Raw genomic sequence first — 17,951 nt, 5'->3', positions numbered from 1 at the left:
TCCGAACTTTGCACCCGTAATCAATAACAAGACATATAGTCATGAAAAAGACATCCACAGTACAATTGGTGCGCAATGCCACCTTGAAAATCAGGTATGCGGGACACACCATGCTAATTGACCCCGTTTTAGCCGACAAAGGCACTTTGATATCGGCCCTCGGTGTGAATAAAACACCGAGGGTACACCTCACCATTCCTATTCAGGATATTATCGGAGGCGTGGACATGGTGCTCCTGACCCACAATCACATCGACCATTACGAGCCGAGTGTCCCCACACATTTGCCCAAAGAAATTCCTTTCTACGTTCAGCCCCAGGACGCGGACGCCATCAGAAACGACGGATTTACAAATGTGATACCCATCGAAGAAATAAAAACAATAGACGGCATATCCATTTACCGCACGACCGGACATCATGGTTTCGGGCAGATCGGGCAGATGATGGGACCTGTATCAGGTTATGTGCTAAAAGCCGAGGGCTTCCCGACCGTTTATATAATGGGTGACTGCCGATGGGAAGCATGTATCCGAGACACCGTGGAACGGTTCAATCCTGACTATATCGTGGTAAACTCCGGAGGTGCAATCTTTCCCGAATTTTCCAAAACGGACGGTCCTATCATCCCCGACGAGAACGAAGTGATGCAGATACTTGACGAATTGCCTTCGCATATCAAGCTGATAGCCGTACACATGGATGCCATCGACCATTGCCAGACCACCCGTGCAATTCTGCGCAATGAGGCAACGCATCACGAAGCCGACATGAGCCGGCTGATTATCCCGGAGGACGGAGAAACAGTTGTGTTATGAGTGTCTGCATTAAATCCCTGATAAAAAACATGAACATAGTGGTAGGGTGCACTATAGGATGCCCTTACTGCTATGCCCGTAACAACTGCCGCCGTTTCCACATTACCGACGACTTTTCCGTGCCTGAATACATGGAACGAAAACTGCGCATCATCGATACGTCCCGTCCTCATGTGTGGCTCATGACAGGAATGAGCGATTTCTCCGATTGGAAGCCTGAATGGAACGCAGAAATTTTCGAGCGGATCAGCAGCAATCCCCAGCACGCCTATATCTTTCTGACGAAGCGCCCTGACAAAATCAGTTTCTCCTCTGACGACGAGAACGTATGGATGGGCGTGACCGTCACGCGCAGTTCCGAGAAAAGGAGGATTGATGATTTGAAAAAGAATATCAAAGCACGACACTACCATGTCACGTTTGAACCTCTCTTCGATGATATCGGCGAGATTGATTTCGAGGGAATTGACTGGATTGTCATAGGCACAGAGACCGGAAACCGAAAAGGAAAGTCATATTCGCGCCCCGAATGGGTGCTTAGCATTGCAGAACAGGCAAAGGCTCATGGCATACCGGTGTTCATGAAAGAGGATTTGCTGCCGATTATGGGCGACGAAAGAATGATTCAGGAATTGCCGGAACAATTTACCAGACGAATACAATGAATATGGATACAATAAAGGAAATAGATGTAAAGAGTGTAATGACCAAATCCTCTCTGCCGGTGGGAGGATATTCGGTCAACCCTTATGTAGGGTGTCCCCACGCCTGCAGGTATTGCTACGCATCGTTCATGAAACGGTTCACCGGGCACACCGAGCCGTGGGGTACGTTTTTAGATGTAAAAAACTGGAAGCCGATAACGAATCCTCATAAATACGACGGTGAACGTGTTGTAATAGGGTCTGTGACGGACGGTTACAATCCGTATGAAGAAGAATTCCACCGTACCCGAAGGCTGCTCGAAGAGCTGCGAGGAAGCGATGCCGAGATTATGATATGCACAAAGTCCGATCTTGTCCTTCGCGATCTCGACCTGTTGAAGAGTTTTCCCAAAGTGACTGTGTCATGGTCTGTCAATACGCTCGACGAGCAGTTCTGCGCAGATATGGACAACGCCGTAAGCATTGAACGCCGTCTGAAAGCGATGCGTCAGACATACGAGGCAGGTATCCGCACCGTATGCTTCGTCTCGCCCATATTCCCCAGAATAACAGACGTGAAGGCAATAATAGAGGAGGTAAAAGATTATGCTGATTTAATCTGGCTTGAAAACCTGAATTTACGCGGGCAGTTCAAAGGCGGGATAATGACGTATATCCGTGAGAAGTATCCTGACCTCATACCGCTTTACGAGGAAATTTACAATAAAAAAAGGCTTGAATACTGGCAGGCATTGGAGCAGGACATTTCAAATTACGCCAAGGAGCAGGGCTTCCCGTATCGTATAAACGATCTGCCATACGGACGCTCGGAAAAAGGCAAACCTGTCATCGTAAACTACTTCTACCACGAAAAAATACGATTGACAAAATGAGGCTATGCCGGACTGATGCAGAAAAGTTGTAGCGCGGATAAAAGCACCATGTATGTGGATAATATCCGGCAATCTTCCGAGCGTATGCGGGAGATGCTCAACACGCTGCTGGATTTCTTCCGTCTGGACAACGGCAAGGAGCAACCCAACCTTTCCCCTTGCAGGATTTCCGCAATCACGCATATTCTTGAAACGGAGTTCATGCCCATTGCCATGAACAAGGGGCTGACTTTGATAGTGGAGAGCCACACCGATGCGGTGGTTTTGACCGACAAGGAACGTATCCTGCAAATCGGCAACAACTTGTTGTCAAACGCCATCAAGTTCACGGATAACGGTAGTGTATCATTGGCAGCGGATTATGATAACGGTTTGCTGAAACTTATCGTTGAAGATACCGGTACGGGCATGACCGAAGATGAGCAACAACGAGTATTCGGTGCATTTGAACGTCTTTCAAATGCCGCCGCAAAAGACGGCTTCGGATTAGGATTGTCCATCGTGCAGCGTATTGTGGCGATGCTCGGTGGAACTATACACTTGGAAAGCGAGAAAGGCAAAGGGAGCCGCTTCACGGTGGAAATTCCCATGCAGACAGCCGAGGAACTGCCGGAACAGACAATTCAAGCGCAAATGCGCCATAATCATATCTGCCATGATGTGATTGCCATCGACAATGACGAGGTACTTCTCCTTATGTTGAAAGAAATGTATGCCCATGAAGGGATGCACTGCGATACCTGTACCAATGTTTCGGTACTGATGGAGCTGATACGAAAAAAGGAATACAGCCTGCTTCTGACGGATCTGAATATGCCTGAGATAAGCGGTTTTGAACTGCTGGAACTGTTGCGCTCATCCAATGTAGGCAACTCGAAGAGTATTCCCATAGTCGTGACAACCGCTTCGGGCAGTTGCAGCAAGGAGGAACTTATAGGGCGTGGATTTGCCGGATGCCTGTTCAAGCCGTTCTCCATATCCGAACTGATGGAGATTACGGATAAATGCGCATTAAGCAGCATATTGGATGAAAAGCCGGATTTTTCCACTCTGCTATCTTATGGCAATGAATCCGTCATGCTGGACAAACTGATAGCGGAAACCGAAAAGGAAATGCAGGCGGTCAAGGATGCAGAACAGCGTAAAGACCTCCAAGAACTGGACACACTTACACACCATCTGCGAAGTTCATGGCAGATTCTCCGTGCCGACCAGCCATTGAGGGAACTTTACGCCCAACTTCATGGAAGTGCCACTCCAGATGACGAAGCGATATGCAAAGCGGTGACCGGCTGTGCTGGATAAAGGTGCTGAAATTATCCGGCAGGCAAAAGAAGAAAGGAAAAATACGAAAATGGATAAAACAAGAATCATCGTGGTGGAGGACAATATCGTGTATTGCGAGTTTGTCTGCAACCTGCTGGCACGGGAAGGATTCCGTACCGTGCAGGCTTACCACCTCTCGACCGCGAAGAAACTTCTGCAACAAGCCTCAGACGGGGACATCGTGGTTTCTGACCTACGACTACCCGACGGTGACGGCATCGACCTATTACGATGGATGCGCAAGGAAGGCATGACACAACCGTTAATCATCATGACCAACTATGCCGAAGTGCATACGGCAGTCGAAAGTATGAAACTCGGCTCGCTGGACTATATCCCCAAGCAGCTTGTGGAGGATAAACTTATGCCTCTGCTTCATACCATCCTGAAAGAACGGAGTATCGGACGAAATCGTATGCCCGTTTTTGCCCGTGACAGTTCCGCCTTTCAGAAAATCATGCAACAGATAAGATTAGTTGCCCCTACTGATATGAGCGTGCTGATATTCGGAGAGAACGGCACGGGCAAGGAGCATATCGCCCACCATCTGCATGATAAGAGCAAAAGGGCAGGGAAACCGTTTGTGCCTGTGGACTGCGGTTCACTCTCCAAAGACCTTGCGCCCTCGGCATTCTTCGGACATGTCAAAGGCGCGTTTACGGGTGCGGACAGCACAAAGAAAGGATACTTCAATGAGGCAGAGGGTGGCACATTGTTCTTGGATGAGGTAGGCAATCTCGCATTGGAAACCCAGCAGATGTTACTCCGTGCCATACAGGAACGGAGATACCGCCCTATAGGTGACAAGACGGACAAGAGCTTCAATGTCCGCATCATCGCCGCCACCAACGAGGATCTGGAGAAAGCGGTCATTGAAAAACGTTTCCGACAGGATTTGCTGTACCGTTTGCACGACTTCGAGATAACTGTTCCGCCCTTGCGTGACTGTCAGGAGGACATCATGCCGTTGGCGGAGTTCTTCCGTGAGATTGCCAACAATGAATTGGAATGTAGCGTGACTGGGTTCGATGCGGAAGCCCGTAAGACATTGCTGACCCATCCGTGGCCGGGTAATGTCCGTGAGCTTCGGCAGAAGATAATGGGCGCGGTGTTGCAGGCACAGACGGGAGTTGTCATGAAAGAGCATCTGGAACTTGCCGTAACGAAACCGACCTCACCTGTCAGCTTCGCCTTGCGAAACGATGCGGAGGACAAGGAACGCATCTTACGCGCGTTGAAGCAGGCAAACGGAAACCGCAAGGTTGCCGCCGAATTGCTCGGAATCGGACGTACAACGCTGTATAGCAAGTTGGAAGAGTATGGATTAAAGTATAAATTTCAGCAATCATAGCCCGCAACTTGCCGAAAATAGAAGTAACGGTTAAACCGGATTATTCAGCGAAGATAAAAAACGTCCTGTGATAAAAATCATGGGACATTTTGATGTGTATCCGATTTTTATTGCTACTTTTGTACCAAGACGAGAGACATTGACAGCAACTCACAGCAGAACGTAGAAATAGACAGGGTTGCCAAATCATTACCTCATTTTTACCTTATCCTCAGAACTGCTTGCTAATAAAGTGGTTATAAAAATCTTCCAGAATTACAGCAAAAAAATGAGATAATAATTGTATGTGGCGTTATTATATTGCTCTTTTATGCAAATTGGGAACTTTATAAAGATGGATGTGAATCTTAATGCAAAAATGCGGAATATATAAGGAATAGAATAGATAGGAGAAAAACAGGAAATATGGCTTTAAACTTTCTTAAGGAAAACATGAAAATACGGACTTTTCTGTGTTCGAACACAAAACTAGTTGTTTTTGCCACTATTTCTTGTTTTTGCTAATCCATTGATTTTTAACAAAGAGATAGGAAACTCGATGGGTTAATTTAGTTTATTGATAGATTATTGCCCCCAAACTTGTTTTGCTATTGATTTGTAGCAGAAATTTGCCTGAATTGGTCAATCTGTAGTCATTGTAGGTCTAATAAGTGTTATCGAACGACAAATTATGAAAAAGGAAGCACAACGACACGGAATTGTTTCTACATTTGCGCAGTTGTTTCTTTAACTATTTCTAAGGACAGAAGTTTATGGGATATAGAAAATAGTTGAACAAAAACTGAACTCAACTGTTTATTATAATAATGAAATAGGTAAAACGCGAAAAATGTGCATTCCTTTCATATTATAAAGTCAAAAAGGAGAGAAAAGAATAATATAAATAAAAGAGATTGCTTATGTCACAGATTATCGGACATATCTCGCAGGTGATCGGCCCTGTGGTCGATGTGTACTTTGAGGGTACGGATGCAGAATTGGTGCTGCCAAGCATCCACGACGCACTGGAGATAAAGAGGCCAAACGGCAAAATACTGGTTGTAGAAGTTCAGCAACATATCGGCGAAAATACGGTGCGTACCGTAGCGATGGACAGTACTGACGGACTTCAGAGAGGCATGAAAGTGTATCCCACCGGAGGCCCGATCACGATGCCGATTGGCGAACAGATTAAAGGACGACTGATGAACGTAGTCGGTGATTCGATCGACGGTATGAAAGGACTCGACCGCAAAGGTGCATATTCCATTCATCGCGACCCCCCTAAGTTTGAGGATTTGACTACTGTGCAAGAGGTGCTCTTCACAGGTATCAAAGTGATCGACCTGCTCGAACCGTATGCCAAAGGTGGTAAAATCGGTTTGTTCGGCGGTGCCGGTGTAGGAAAGACTGTATTGATTCAGGAACTTATCAATAATATCGCCAAGAAACATAATGGATTCTCTGTATTTGCCGGAGTAGGTGAACGTACCCGTGAAGGTAACGACTTGCTGCGCGAAATGATTGAATCCGGTGTAATCCGTTACGGCGAAGCATTCAAAGAAGGAATGGAGAAAGGTCACTGGGATCTTTCGAAAGTGGATTATAACGAACTGGAGAAATCGCAAGTGTCTCTGATTTTCGGTCAGATGAACGAGCCTCCGGGCGCACGTGCCTCTGTGGCATTGTCCGGACTGACGGTGGCGGAATCTTTCCGCGACGCAGGAAAAGAAGGTGAGAAACGCGATATTCTGTTCTTTATTGATAATATCTTCCGTTTCACGCAAGCAGGTTCAGAAGTGTCCGCCCTTTTGGGACGTATGCCCTCCGCTGTTGGTTACCAGCCCACGTTGGCTACGGAAATGGGTGCGATGCAGGAACGTATCACGTCTACCCGCAAAGGTTCTATCACCTCCGTACAGGCGGTGTATGTGCCTGCCGATGACTTGACCGACCCGGCTCCTGCAACAACTTTCAGCCACTTGGACGCAACTACCGTGCTCGACCGTAAGATTACGGAGCTGGGTATTTATCCGGCGGTAGACCCGTTGGCTTCTACGTCACGTATCCTCGACCCGCACATTGTTGGCCAGGAACACTACGACGTAGCGCAGCAAGTGAAACAAATTCTGCAACGTAACAAGGAATTACAAGATATTATCTCCATCCTCGGTATGGAAGAACTCTCGGAAGAAGACAAGATGGTAGTGAACCGCGCCCGCCGTGTGCAGCGTTTCCTTTCACAACCGTTTGCCGTGGCTGAACAGTTTACGGGCGTTCCGGGTGTGATGGTGGGTATTGAAGACACCATCAAGGGATTCAAGATGATTCTGGAAGGAGAAGTGGATTATCTTCCCGAACAGGCTTTCTTGAATGTCGGAACCATTGAGGAGGCAATAGAGAAAGGTAAGAAATTGCTGGAACAGGCAGCAAAAAAATAAAAAGATAGCATGATGAAAGAACTGCATTTGAGTATAGTATCGCCCGAAAAGAGCATATTCGACGGAAATGTGAAGATTGTCACATTGCCGGGAATGATCGGTTCGTTTTCTATTCTCCCCGGGCATGCGCCCATTGTTTCGTCGTTGAAAGCGGGAACGTTGAGTTACACGACGATGGACGGAGAAGAGCACACGATGGATATTCAGGGCGGTTTTGTCGAAATGAGTGACGGTACGGTTTCTGCCTGTGTTTCCTGACGGAAACTCCTCACCGGCACAAAGACTAAGCATTAAAAAAATGAAAAAAACGAGGTTATAATCTTACAGAAAAACACAGTAACATGGTGAATATTAGTAAAACTAAACGGAATTTTATTTGGTGGCATACCTTATTTGCGGTAATTAGCGGGGCACTCGGAGCTGTCATTCTACACTTCGCTTTGCCGGGGCATTATTTCGGAGGGTATCCGTTTATTCCGATCTATTTTTACTTCTTCGGGCTGTTTAGCATTTATGCTTTCGACGCTTGCCGTCGGCATGCTCCACAGAGAATGTTACTGTTGTATCTGGCAACGAAGATGATAAAAATGATTCTTTCGCTGATTCTGGCATTGATTTATTGTCTTGCCGTTCGCGAAGAAGCCAGAGCCTTTCTGCTGACGTTTATCTTGTTCTATTTGATATATCTGGTATTCGAAACCTGGTTCTTCTTCTCTTTTGAGTTGAATCAGAAACGGAAAAAGAAAAATAAGAAGAAAAATGAAACAGTTGCATAACATAGTAGCTCCGTTGATTCTGTTCTGCCTCATGGCGGCAGTCAGCTTGCCGGTTCTTGCACAGGAACAGGAGGGGGAAGCGGTGTCACAACAGACGCAGGACGAGATTACTCCGAAAGAGGAACAGGAGAACACGGTGGATGTGAAAGAAATTGTGTTCGGTCATATCGGCGACTCCTACGAATGGCATATTACGACGTGGGGTAACACGCACATTACTATACCATTACCTATTATTGTTTATAGTAGCACTACAGGTTGGCACACGTTCCTTTCTTCCCGTCTCGAAGAGAATGGAGGGACTTATGAAGGACTTTCCATCGCTCCCGAAGGAAGTAAGTACGAGGGCAAACTGGTAGAGTATAATGCGGCAGGCGAACAGGTCCGCCCGTGGGATATTTCCATCACGAAAGTGACATTTGCTTTGCTGTTCAACAGCGTGTTGTTGCTCATCATCGTATTGAGCGTGTCACACTGGTACAGAAAACGTCCGCAAGGAGCGAAAGCGCCGGGAGGATTTATCGGATTCATGGAGATGTTCATCATGATGGTGAACGACGATATTATCAAGAGTTGTGTAGGACCCAACTACCGGAAGTTTGCACCGTATCTGCTGACAGCGTTCTTTTTCATCTTTATCAATAACATGATGGGATTGATTCCGTTCTTCCCCGGAGGTGCGAACGTGACGGGAAATATCGCTATCACTATGGTGCTTGCAGTCTGCACGTTCCTGGCAGTGAATATCTTCGGTTCGAAACATTACTGGAAGGATATTTTCTGGCCTGATGTACCTTGGTGGCTGAAAGTGCCTGTACCGATGATGCCATTCATCGAGTTCTTCGGAATCTTTACGAAACCGTTTGCTTTGATGATTCGTCTTTTTGCCAATATGCTGGCGGGACACATGGCGATGCTGGTGCTTACCTGCCTGATCTTTATCTCGGCAAGCATGGGGCCTGCACTGAACGGCACGCTGACGGTGGCTTCTGTATTGTTCAACATCTTTATGAATGCGCTTGAGTTGTTGGTTGCTTTCATCCAGGCTTACGTATTTACGATGTTGTCGGCAGTGTTTATCGGTCTGGCACAGGAAGGTGCCAAAGTGAAAGCTGAAGAAAATTGAAATGAAACGCGGTGAAAACGTTGATAAAAAGAATACGGAATAAACGCGCGGAATGAATGATTAAATAATAAACAAGAGAAAATATAAACCATTTTAAAACTGAAAATTATGTTACTATCAGTATTGTTACAAGCCACTGCAGCAGCAGTAGGAGTTAGTAAATTAGGTGCAGCTATCGGTGCAGGTCTTGCAGTAATCGGAGCTGGTTTGGGTATTGGTAAGATTGGTGGTTCGGCAATGGAGGCAATCGCACGCCAGCCGGAAGCATCAGGGGACATCCGTATGAACATGATTATCGCCGCCGCCTTGATTGAAGGTGTGGCTCTGTTGGCGGTAGTAGTTTGTCTGTTGGTGTTCTTCCTCTAATCAGGTATATAACAAGCGAATTTCGCAGGCGTGAACCATGTTTCAAATCATGATCAGCCGCGAAATCGTAAATTGTAAATCGTAAAATCGTAAATAAAGATTATGTCATTACTATTACCTGATAGTGGCCTGCTGTTCTGGATGTTTCTCTCATTCGGGATTGTGTTCGTGATATTGGCGAAATACGGCTTTCCCGTCATCATCAAGATGGTGGAGGGTCGTAAGACCTATATCGACCAGTCTTTGGAGGTGGCGAGAGAGGCTAATGCCCAGTTGTCTAAACTGAAAGAGGAAGGCGACGCATTGGTGGCTGCCGCCAACAAAGAACAAGGACGCATCTTGAGGGAAGCAATGGAAGAACGTGACAAGATTGTTCACGAGGCCCGTAAACAAGCCGAAATTGCCGCACAAAAAGAACTGGATGCGGTGAAACAACAAATCCAGATAGAGAAAGACGAAGCCATCCGCGACATCCGTCGCCAGGTAGCCGTGCTTTCTGTGGACATCGCCGAGAAAGTGCTCCGCAAGAGTCTTGAGGACAAGGAAGCACAGATGGGCATGATCGACCGTATGCTGGATGAAGTACTAACCCCGAATAAGAACTAAGGAAGATGGAAGTCGGAATACTCTCAATGCGTTATGCAAAAGCCATCATTGAATATGCACAGGAAAAAGGTCTGGAGGACAGGTTATATCAGGAGTTCCTGACGCTGTCGCACAGTTTTTGTGAACAGCCCGGTTTGCGCGAAGCACTTGATAATCCGGTCATCACAACGAAGGAAAAGTTGGCGTTAGTCTGCACGGCTGCCGACGGTGACGGAAAATCGACCAGAGAGTTTGTCCGTTTTATCACTTTGGTACTGCGAAACAGGCGTGAAGGCTATCTGCAATTTATCAGCCTGATGTATCTGGATCTCTACCGGAAGCTGAAGCATATCGGAGTGGGTAAGCTCATTACAGCCGTTCCCGTCAATAAGGAAACGGAAAACCGGATTCGTTCCGCAGCAGAGCATATCTTGCACGCCCAGATGGAACTCGAAACGGTGATAGATCCTTCGATCGAAGGCGGATTTATCTTCGATGTCAACGACTACCGACTGGATGCAAGCGTTGCCACGCAGTTGAAGCGAGTGAAACAACAATTTATTGATAAGAATAGGAGAATTGTATAATGTCTGAAAATATAAAAGTAAGCGAAGTATCTGATATATTGCGCAAGCAGCTCGAAGGAATCAACGCCAATGTGCAACTTGACGAAATCGGTACGGTGCTCCAGGTGAGCGACGGCGTAGTGCGTATCTATGGATTGCGAAATGCCGAAGCCAATGAATTGCTGGAGTTTGACAATGGTATCAAAGCAATCGTGATGAACCTCGAAGAGGACAACGTGGGTGCTGTGCTGTTGGGTCCGACGGACAAGATCAAAGAGGGATTCGTCGTGAAGCGTACCAAACGTATCGCCTCCATCCGTGTAGGAGAGGGCATGCTGGGACGTGTGATCGACCCGCTGGGCGAACCGCTCGACGGCAAGGGGCTGGTTGGTGGCGAACTGTATGATATGCCATTGGAACGGAAAGCTCCGGGGGTAATCTACCGTCAGCCTGTGAACCAACCGTTGCAGACGGGATTGAAGGCGGTAGACGCCATGATTCCTATCGGTCGCGGACAGCGTGAGTTGATTATCGGCGACCGCCAGACGGGAAAGACTGCCATCGCTATTGATACGATTATCAACCAGCGCAGTAACTTCCTGGCAGGTGATCCTGTATATTGTATTTATGTGGCTATCGGTCAGAAGGGTTCTACCGTTGCTTCTATCGTTAATACGCTTCGTGAGTACGGAGCACTGGACTACACGATTGTGGTGGCTGCTACGGCTGGTGATCCGGCTGCATTGCAGTATTACGCTCCTTTTGCGGGTGCTGCCATTGGCGAGTATTTCCGTGATACCGGTCGTCATGCGTTGGTGGTTTATGATGACCTTTCCAAGCAGGCGGTAGCTTATCGTGAGGTTTCTCTGATTCTTCGCCGTCCATCAGGTCGTGAGGCTTATCCGGGTGATATCTTCTATCTGCACTCCCGTCTGTTGGAACGTGCTGCCAAGATTATCAGTCAGGAAGAAGTGGCTCGCGAAATGAACGATCTTCCGGAAAGTCTGAAGGGAATTGTCAAAGGCGGTGGTTCGCTCACGGCATTGCCTATCATCGAAACGCAGGCTGGTGACGTATCGGCTTATATCCCGACGAACGTGATTTCTATCACCGACGGACAGATATTCCTTGAAACTGACTTGTTCAACCAGGGTACGCGTCCGGCTATCAACGTCGGTATCTCTGTATCCCGTGTAGGTGGTAACGCGCAGATTAAGGCTATGAAGAAAGTGGCGGGAACATTGAAGATCGACCAGGCACAGTATCGTGAACTGGAAGCGTTCTCCAAGTTCAGTAGCGACATGGACCCGATTACCGCATTGACGATTGACAAGGGACGTAAGAACGGCCAGCTGTTGATTCAGCCTCAATACAGCCCGATGCCCGTAGAACAGCAGATTGCTATTCTCTACTGTGGTACACACGGACTGCTCCACGATGTTCCTCTGGATAAGGTGCAGGACTTTGAACGTAGCTTCATCGAATCGCTGCAACTGAATCATCAGGAGGATGTATTGGATGTATTGAAAACGGGTGTGATTGATGATAATGTGATTAAGGCTATCGAAGAGACTGCCGCCATGGTCACTAAACAATTTATCTAATCGGTCATTGATTTATCTGATTGGCTTTTTTATAAATCAGATCGCCCTTTAATTTTTAATTATTAATTTTTAATTATCACTATGGCTTCACTGAAAGAAGTAAAAACCAGAATAAATTCGGTCAAGAGTACCCGAAAAATCACTTCAGCAATGAAAATGGTGGCTTCTGCCAAATTACACAAGGCACAAGGAGCCATTGAGAATATGCTGCCTTATCAGAAGAAGTTGAACAAGATTCTGACTAACTTCCTAAGTGCGGACCTGCCTATCGAATCTCCTTATGTGCAGGAGCGTGAAGTGAAGCGTGTAGCAATCGTTGTTTTTTCTTCGAACACTTCTCTTTGTGGTGCTTTCAACGCCAATGTCATCAAAATGATGATGCAGACTATCGGGGAATTCCGTACTTTAGGACAGGATAATATCTTGATATTCCCGGTAGGCAAGAAGGTGGATGAAGCGGCCAAACGGATGGGTTTCAAACCGCAGGAGGTTTCTTCAACGCTCTCCGACAAACCAACGTATCAGGAGGCTGCCGAACTGGCTCACCGACTGATGGATCTGTATGTAGCAGGCGAAGTGGACCGGGTGGAAATAATCTATCATCACTTCAAATCAATGGGGGTACAGATTCTTCTTCGTGAGACGTATCTCCCCATTAATCTGACGAACGTCGTAAGTGAAGAGGACAGAGAGAATGAAGAGGAGGTACAGGAGAACGAGATTGCCAATGATTATATCATCGAACCGAACGCAGAGGAATTAATCGCGAGCTTAATCCCCACTGTATTGAGCCAGAAGATTTTTACTGCCGCTGTTGACTCCAATGCTTCGGAACATGCTGCACGTACGTTGGCTATGCAAGTGGCTACGGACAACGCAAACGAGCTGATCCAGGATTTGACGAAGCAGTACAATAAGAGTCGTCAGCAGGCGATTACAAACGAATTGCTGGATATTGTAGGGGGATCCATGAAGTAATTAATCATCTTTCTTTTGTCTTGAAACAAAAGAAAGAAGCAAAGAAAAATTCAAGGCTGACTTTTTTCTCCTACTCGCTTCCTTCACTTCGCTAAAGGGCAGAAACTCGCTACGCTCAAACAGTCTGCCCTTCTTAACGCTCCGTTATGGGCGCTCGCCTGACGGAGAAAAAAGTAGGCCGGGGAACCTGGCGGGGTGGGTGTTGCTGCTTGAATGTTGTAGAGTAGGTTTGTGGGGAAGCTGTTCTGGATAGGGTTGTGGGGGGAGCCGTGCGATATGTCTGATATTGCTTTGGTGAGTTGCTGTTATATCGTTAATAGTTTTATTATATATTGTTCTGCTTTGCTATATTGAGTCGTATAACGTCTGCGACTTTTATATAGCAAAGCTTTTTTATAAGGGGTATAAACCTTTCATAAGTCTCTTTATACTACATAGGCTACATCGGTTATCATTCTATTAGCCTTTTATTCTATGTCCTCTTTTTATATGGTGAGTTTTTTAATAATAAAGCTTCCCACATTGTAAGGCTTCCACCCGCAGGTCTTCCGGCCTCGTTTTTCCGGCGTCAAGCGCAGGTGGTTTCTCCGGCGTTAAAAAGGGCAGACTGTTTGAGCGTAGCGAGTTTCTGCCCTTTAGCCGGAGGAAGCACCGGAGTAGCCGGAAAAACGCAGCCTTGATTCTTTCTTTTTGGTTCTTTTTCTTTCGTATCAAGACGAAAGAAAAAGAATATTCAGTAACTTTACCGAAAATTGGAAAAGCATGGAAAATAATCCGGAACTGCAGCTTGCTTGGCAGTTCATTGAAAATACAGGCACCCATTTATTTCTTACCGGAAAAGCTGGAACCGGGAAAACGACATTTCTTAGACGATTGAAAGAACATACGCCCAAACGCATGGTCATATTGGCTCCGACAGGGATTGCAGCTATCAATGCGGGAGGCGTAACGATTCATTCTTTCTTTCAGTTGTCTTTTGCTCCTTTTGTGCCCGAAACAACCTTTAATTCTTCCCAGACACATTATCGTTATAGTAAAGAAAAGCGGAATATCATCCGTAGTATGGATTTGCTGGTTATTGATGAGATCAGTATGGTGCGTGCTGATTTGTTGGATGCGGTGGATGCAACTCTGCGGAGGTATCGCGATAGGGAGAAACCTTTTGGTGGGGTGCAACTGTTGATGATTGGAGATTTGCAACAGCTGGCGCCTGTCGTGAAAGACAATGAGTGGGAGTTGTTGAGAAAGCATTATGAGACTCCTTATTTCTTTGCAAGTCATGCATTGAAAGAAACGGCATATATGACGATTGAACTCAAGAAAGTATATCGTCAGAGTGATACGTTCTTCCTTTCTTTATTAAATAAAATTCGGGAGAATAAGGCGGATGATGAAGTGTTGAATGAACTGAACCGTCGTTATCAGCCCGGCTTTCAGCCGCAGAAAGAAGAGGGATATATTCGTCTGACGACACATAATAATCAGGCACAGAGGGTTAATGATTGCGAACTGGCATCGTTGCCCGGCAAGGCGTATCATTTTAGTGCCGAGATAGAGGGGGATTTTCCTGAATATTCGTATCCTGCGGATAAACTTCTGACAATTAAGGAGGGAGCACAGATAATGTTCCTGAAGAATGATCCATCGTCCGAGAAACGGTATTATAACGGTATGATTGGTGAGGTGGTAGCGGTTAATGAAACGGGTATTGTGGTGCGTGGTAAAGGGGATAGATCCGAATTTCAGTTGTTGCCGGAAGAGTGGGGGAATTATAAGTATGTGTTGAATGAGGAGACGAAGGAGATCACTGAAGTGATAGAGGGGACGTTCCGCCAGTATCCTATTCGTTTGGCGTGGGCTATTACGATACATAAGAGTCAGGGTTTGACGTTTGAACGTGCTATTATTGATGCACGGAATTCCTTTGCACATGGACAAACTTACGTGGCTTTGAGTCGTTGCAAGACGCTGGAGGGTATGGTGTTGGAGTCTCCTTTGCGCAGGGAAGCCATAATAAGTGATGCTACGGTGGATAATTTCACCAAAGCGGTGGAGCAGAATAAGCCGGGCAGCCAGCAGTTGAATGATATGCAAAAGGCGTATTTCTTTGATTTGTTGAGTGATTTGTTTAATTTCTATTCGATCGATCAGGCTTATAAACGGTTGCTTCGTCTTATGGATGAGGATTTGTATAAGCTCTTTCCGAAGCAGTTGGCTGAATATAAGGCGTTGGCTCCCCATGTTAAAGAGAAGATTGTGGAGGTGTCTCAACGTTTCCGCAATCAGTATACCCGGTTGATACATGAGAGTGAGGATTATGCGGCGAATGAGGAGTTGCAGGAACGGATTCGTTCCGGTGCCGGATATTTTCATAAGGAGTTGGAACCGGTTCGGGCTTTGTATGATAAGACTAATATGCCTCTTGATAATAAAGAGTTGAGAAAGCTGTTGGCAGAGCGTATGCAGGCGCTGGATGATGCGTTGTGGATTAAAGAGTCTTTGTTGGAAGCTGTGTCTACAAGAGGGAAGTTTGCTATCACGGATTATTTGAAGTTGAAGGCTAAAGTAATGTTGAGCCTTGAAGATGATTCTACGTCCTCCGGTTCTTCGAAGGCTTTGAAGGAGAAGAAAGAACGTAAGGAACGGAAAGATCGTACACGCAGTGCTGAAAAGGTAAAGGTGGAAGTTCCTACGGATATTCTGCATCCGGAGCTTTATCGTGCCCTGTCTGAATGGAGAACAGCCAAAACAAGGGAGATGAATGTTCCTGCTTATGTGATTATGCAACAGAAAGCATTGATGGGAATTGTGAATCTGCTACCGGATAGTCCAAGAGCTTTGGAGGCGATACCTTATTTTGGAGCGAAAGGAGTAGAGAGATACGGGCTTGAGATTCTGGGTATTATCCGCAAGTATATGGCGGAGAATCAATTGGAGAGGCCGGAGATAACGGATATGTTAATCTCCTCCGGTAATAGCGATGATACAGTAAGGCAACGAAAGACGAAGCTGCAGAAAGAGGCAGAGAAACAGGAGAAAGAGGCGGAGAAGGAGAAAAAGAAGGAGGCGAAGAAAGATACGAAGTTGGTTAGCTATGAAATGTTCCGTCAGGGAATGAATATAGATGAAATAGCCAAGGCTCGTGATTTGGTATCCGGAACCATTGCCGGACATCTGGAGCATTATGTCCGTTCGGGAAAGATCAAAGTGGAGCAGGTGGTGAAAGCTGAAAATATAGCGAAGATTCGCAAGTATTTGGATGAACATGAATACATGGGAATATTCGCTATAAAGGTAGCATTAGGAGACGCTGTCTCCTATGCTGATATCAAGTTTGTATTGGCTGTTTCCGGGCATTAATAAATAAGGTTATTATTCCCGGACAGGGTTAAAGATTACAGAAGAAAGAAACGAAAACGGGAACGCTGATGTCAATCAGAATGCCGTGCAGGATGGCGATGGGAATCATTTCTTTTCCTGAATATCTGGTGATGGAAGGCAGCAGTACATCCATCGAGTTGACTCCTGCTGCTGAAATAGGAGCGAGTTTCCCGAAGTACTTCTTGATGATTGGAGTACCAAGAAGTGCCATCATCTCACGGAAAATATTAGTCAGTAGGGCAATGGTTCCCAGTTCCGTAGCCAGTTGCAGTCCGATGGAGGGTTCTTTGAACTGGGTGATAAGGATGGAAGAGAGTGAATAGTAGGCAAATCCACTTCCCACTGCCATACAGTCGAACACGCTCCATTGACGCAATAGCAAACTTGCCAGGGCGGAGAATAACAGCGTACCGATAATTGTTCCCAATGGAATCAGCAACATTTTAGGGTGCAAATGTGAAACAATGGCTTTCAGGTTCTTATTGGAACCGATGCTGATTCCTACTTGTAACATTAATGCATAAAGTATGTACATGGAAACTGTGTGCGTATCGAACTCGAACTTATTGAAAGCTCCCATGATACAGCCTACACAAAAGAATACTATAACGATCAGACTTCCTTTCATTGTTCGCCTCCTTTCCTGAAAAATAATTGTAGTACCAAACGGGCAGCAATCAGGCTTCCCAATACACCGGACACAGCAAGAACAATGGCTTGCCATCCGAACTTACCAAGATTGTTCACAATCAGGCTATTAGAACCGATAGATACACCGAGAATAAAGAGCAACAGGAATATTGTAAGAGAAATTGTCTTTTCTGTCTTCTGTAGAATACTCCAGTTACGCAATACATAGCCGATGCCGATTCCTAAAAACATGGTAGATATAATAGAGAACATAATTGTATATATTTTGGGTTAGGTTAAACTGATGATTGACAACACACAAAAGAATTTTCAAAGAAGATATTACATCTACTTGAAAATCAGAAAGGAATACTGCTATGGCTAACAAAACAAGTCAGCAGGTAGTTCCTGTAAAGAAATAGTTGGGAAATTTAGATGAATCCACTGAACCAATGCACATGCACGCAACAAGACTTACAGAAAATAG

16 protein-coding genes and 1 pseudogene are annotated in these 17,951 nt (G+C 46.0%); 15 read left to right on the top strand and 2 right to left on the bottom strand.

Annotated elements, in window-relative coordinates; all coding sequences use genetic code 11:
• Positions 1 to 41: 41 nt before the first annotated feature.
• The 15 genes and pseudogenes from KSX81_RS24875 (at position 42) to KSX81_RS24805 (ending at position 16,813) form a co-directional block, all read left to right on the top strand.
• On the top strand, positions 42 to 818 hold the full coding sequence (locus tag KSX81_RS24875) for an MBL fold metallo-hydrolase (protein ID WP_004329300.1): 777 nt from the start codon (positions 42 to 44) through the stop codon (positions 816 to 818).
• Positions 815 to 1,483, top strand: a complete 669-nt coding sequence (locus tag KSX81_RS24870; protein ID WP_004329299.1) for a radical SAM mobile pair protein A — start codon at positions 815 to 817, stop codon at positions 1,481 to 1,483. The genes KSX81_RS24875 and KSX81_RS24870 overlap by 4 nt, the downstream gene beginning before the upstream one ends.
• The gene (locus KSX81_RS24865) at positions 1,480 to 2,355 is read left to right on the top strand and encodes a radical SAM mobile pair protein B (RefSeq protein WP_004329298.1); all 876 of its coding nucleotides are present in this window, start codon (positions 1,480 to 1,482) and stop codon (positions 2,353 to 2,355) included. Before KSX81_RS24870 ends, KSX81_RS24865 begins: the two co-directional genes overlap by 4 nt.
• Positions 2,356 to 3,717, top strand: a pseudogene (locus KSX81_RS24860) (hybrid sensor histidine kinase/response regulator); the annotation flags it as partial.
• The gene (locus KSX81_RS24855; protein WP_005775887.1) at positions 3,710 to 5,032 is read left to right on the top strand and encodes a sigma-54-dependent transcriptional regulator; all 1,323 of its coding nucleotides are present in this window, start codon (positions 3,710 to 3,712) and stop codon (positions 5,030 to 5,032) included. The pseudogene KSX81_RS24860 and the gene KSX81_RS24855, both read left to right, overlap by 8 nt.
• Positions 5,033 to 5,931: 899 nt before the next feature.
• Complete coding sequence (atpD, locus tag KSX81_RS24850; RefSeq protein WP_004295754.1) at positions 5,932 to 7,452, top strand: F0F1 ATP synthase subunit beta; 1,521 nt, start codon at positions 5,932 to 5,934, stop codon at positions 7,450 to 7,452.
• 12 nt (positions 7,453 to 7,464) lie between these two features.
• Positions 7,465 to 7,710 carry an ATP synthase F1 subunit epsilon gene (gene atpC / locus KSX81_RS24845; RefSeq protein WP_004303467.1) on the top strand — a complete coding sequence of 82 codons (246 nt, stop codon included), beginning with the start codon at positions 7,465 to 7,467 and terminating at the stop codon, positions 7,708 to 7,710.
• A gap of 83 nt (positions 7,711 to 7,793) precedes the next feature.
• The gene (locus KSX81_RS24840) at positions 7,794 to 8,228 is read left to right on the top strand and encodes a hypothetical protein (protein ID WP_217725584.1); all 435 of its coding nucleotides are present in this window, start codon (positions 7,794 to 7,796) and stop codon (positions 8,226 to 8,228) included.
• On the top strand, positions 8,212 to 9,354 hold the full coding sequence (gene atpB, locus KSX81_RS24835; RefSeq protein ID WP_004318095.1) for a F0F1 ATP synthase subunit A: 1,143 nt from the start codon (positions 8,212 to 8,214) through the stop codon (positions 9,352 to 9,354). The genes KSX81_RS24840 and atpB overlap by 17 nt, the downstream gene beginning before the upstream one ends.
• A gap of 108 nt (positions 9,355 to 9,462) precedes the next feature.
• Positions 9,463 to 9,720: an ATP synthase F0 subunit C gene (gene atpE, locus KSX81_RS24830; protein WP_004295758.1), complete on the top strand. Its 258-nt coding sequence runs from the start codon at positions 9,463 to 9,465 to the stop codon at positions 9,718 to 9,720.
• A gap of 102 nt (positions 9,721 to 9,822) precedes the next feature.
• Positions 9,823 to 10,326, top strand: coding sequence for a F0F1 ATP synthase subunit B (gene atpF, locus KSX81_RS24825; protein WP_004295759.1), 504 nt, complete (start codon positions 9,823 to 9,825; stop codon positions 10,324 to 10,326).
• Between the two features lie 5 nt (positions 10,327 to 10,331).
• Positions 10,332 to 10,892, top strand: a complete 561-nt coding sequence (locus KSX81_RS24820) for a F0F1 ATP synthase subunit delta (RefSeq protein ID WP_004295760.1) — start codon at positions 10,332 to 10,334, stop codon at positions 10,890 to 10,892.
• On the top strand, positions 10,892 to 12,475 hold the full coding sequence (gene atpA / locus KSX81_RS24815) for a F0F1 ATP synthase subunit alpha (RefSeq protein WP_004295761.1): 1,584 nt from the start codon (positions 10,892 to 10,894) through the stop codon (positions 12,473 to 12,475). Before KSX81_RS24820 ends, atpA begins: the two co-directional genes overlap by 1 nt.
• An 81-nt stretch (positions 12,476 to 12,556) precedes the next feature.
• Complete coding sequence (locus tag KSX81_RS24810) at positions 12,557 to 13,453, top strand: F0F1 ATP synthase subunit gamma (RefSeq protein ID WP_004295762.1); 897 nt, start codon at positions 12,557 to 12,559, stop codon at positions 13,451 to 13,453.
• A gap of 762 nt (positions 13,454 to 14,215) precedes the next feature.
• Positions 14,216 to 16,813 carry a helix-turn-helix domain-containing protein gene (locus KSX81_RS24805; protein ID WP_004295765.1) on the top strand — a complete coding sequence of 866 codons (2,598 nt, stop codon included), beginning with the start codon at positions 14,216 to 14,218 and terminating at the stop codon, positions 16,811 to 16,813.
• 28 nt (positions 16,814 to 16,841) lie between these two features.
• On the opposite strand, the gene KSX81_RS24800 is transcribed toward KSX81_RS24805, so the two are convergent.
• Positions 16,842 to 17,462: a lysine exporter LysO family protein gene (locus tag KSX81_RS24800; protein WP_004295766.1), complete on the bottom strand. Its 621-nt coding sequence runs from the start codon at positions 17,460 to 17,462 to the stop codon at positions 16,842 to 16,844.
• Positions 17,459 to 17,737 carry a LysO family transporter gene (locus KSX81_RS24795; protein WP_004303461.1) on the bottom strand — a complete coding sequence of 93 codons (279 nt, stop codon included), beginning with the start codon at positions 17,735 to 17,737 and terminating at the stop codon, positions 17,459 to 17,461. The genes KSX81_RS24800 and KSX81_RS24795 overlap by 4 nt, the downstream gene beginning before the upstream one ends.
• Positions 17,738 to 17,951: the final 214 nt, after the last annotated feature.

This window comes from Bacteroides sp. MSK.18.37 (assembly GCF_019129155.2).
Lineage (GTDB): Bacteria > Bacteroidota > Bacteroidia > Bacteroidales > Bacteroidaceae > Bacteroides > Bacteroides ovatus.
Note: the sequence above shows the minus strand (reverse complement) of the source record. Positions and strands in the feature narration are given on the sequence as shown.

Coding starts and splice junctions, on each gene's coding strand:
- KSX81_RS24875 (WP_004329300.1), top strand. CDS start 42: ATGAAAAAGACATCCACAGTACAATTGGTGCGCAATGCCACCTTGAAA.
- KSX81_RS24870 (WP_004329299.1), top strand. CDS start 815: ATGAGTGTCTGCATTAAATCCCTGATAAAAAACATGAACATAGTGGTA.
- KSX81_RS24865 (WP_004329298.1), top strand. CDS start 1,480: ATGAATATGGATACAATAAAGGAAATAGATGTAAAGAGTGTAATGACC.
- KSX81_RS24855 (WP_005775887.1), top strand. CDS start 3,710: ATGGATAAAACAAGAATCATCGTGGTGGAGGACAATATCGTGTATTGC.
- atpD (WP_004295754.1), top strand. CDS start 5,932: ATGTCACAGATTATCGGACATATCTCGCAGGTGATCGGCCCTGTGGTC.
- atpC (WP_004303467.1), top strand. CDS start 7,465: ATGAAAGAACTGCATTTGAGTATAGTATCGCCCGAAAAGAGCATATTC.
- KSX81_RS24840 (WP_217725584.1), top strand. CDS start 7,794: ATGGTGAATATTAGTAAAACTAAACGGAATTTTATTTGGTGGCATACC.
- atpB (WP_004318095.1), top strand. CDS start 8,212: ATGAAACAGTTGCATAACATAGTAGCTCCGTTGATTCTGTTCTGCCTC.
- atpE (WP_004295758.1), top strand. CDS start 9,463: ATGTTACTATCAGTATTGTTACAAGCCACTGCAGCAGCAGTAGGAGTT.
- atpF (WP_004295759.1), top strand. CDS start 9,823: ATGTCATTACTATTACCTGATAGTGGCCTGCTGTTCTGGATGTTTCTC.
- KSX81_RS24820 (WP_004295760.1), top strand. CDS start 10,332: ATGGAAGTCGGAATACTCTCAATGCGTTATGCAAAAGCCATCATTGAA.
- atpA (WP_004295761.1), top strand. CDS start 10,892: ATGTCTGAAAATATAAAAGTAAGCGAAGTATCTGATATATTGCGCAAG.
- KSX81_RS24810 (WP_004295762.1), top strand. CDS start 12,557: ATGGCTTCACTGAAAGAAGTAAAAACCAGAATAAATTCGGTCAAGAGT.
- KSX81_RS24805 (WP_004295765.1), top strand. CDS start 14,216: ATGGAAAATAATCCGGAACTGCAGCTTGCTTGGCAGTTCATTGAAAAT.
- KSX81_RS24800 (WP_004295766.1), bottom strand. CDS start 17,462: ATGAAAGGAAGTCTGATCGTTATAGTATTCTTTTGTGTAGGCTGTATC.
- KSX81_RS24795 (WP_004303461.1), bottom strand. CDS start 17,737: ATGTTCTCTATTATATCTACCATGTTTTTAGGAATCGGCATCGGCTAT.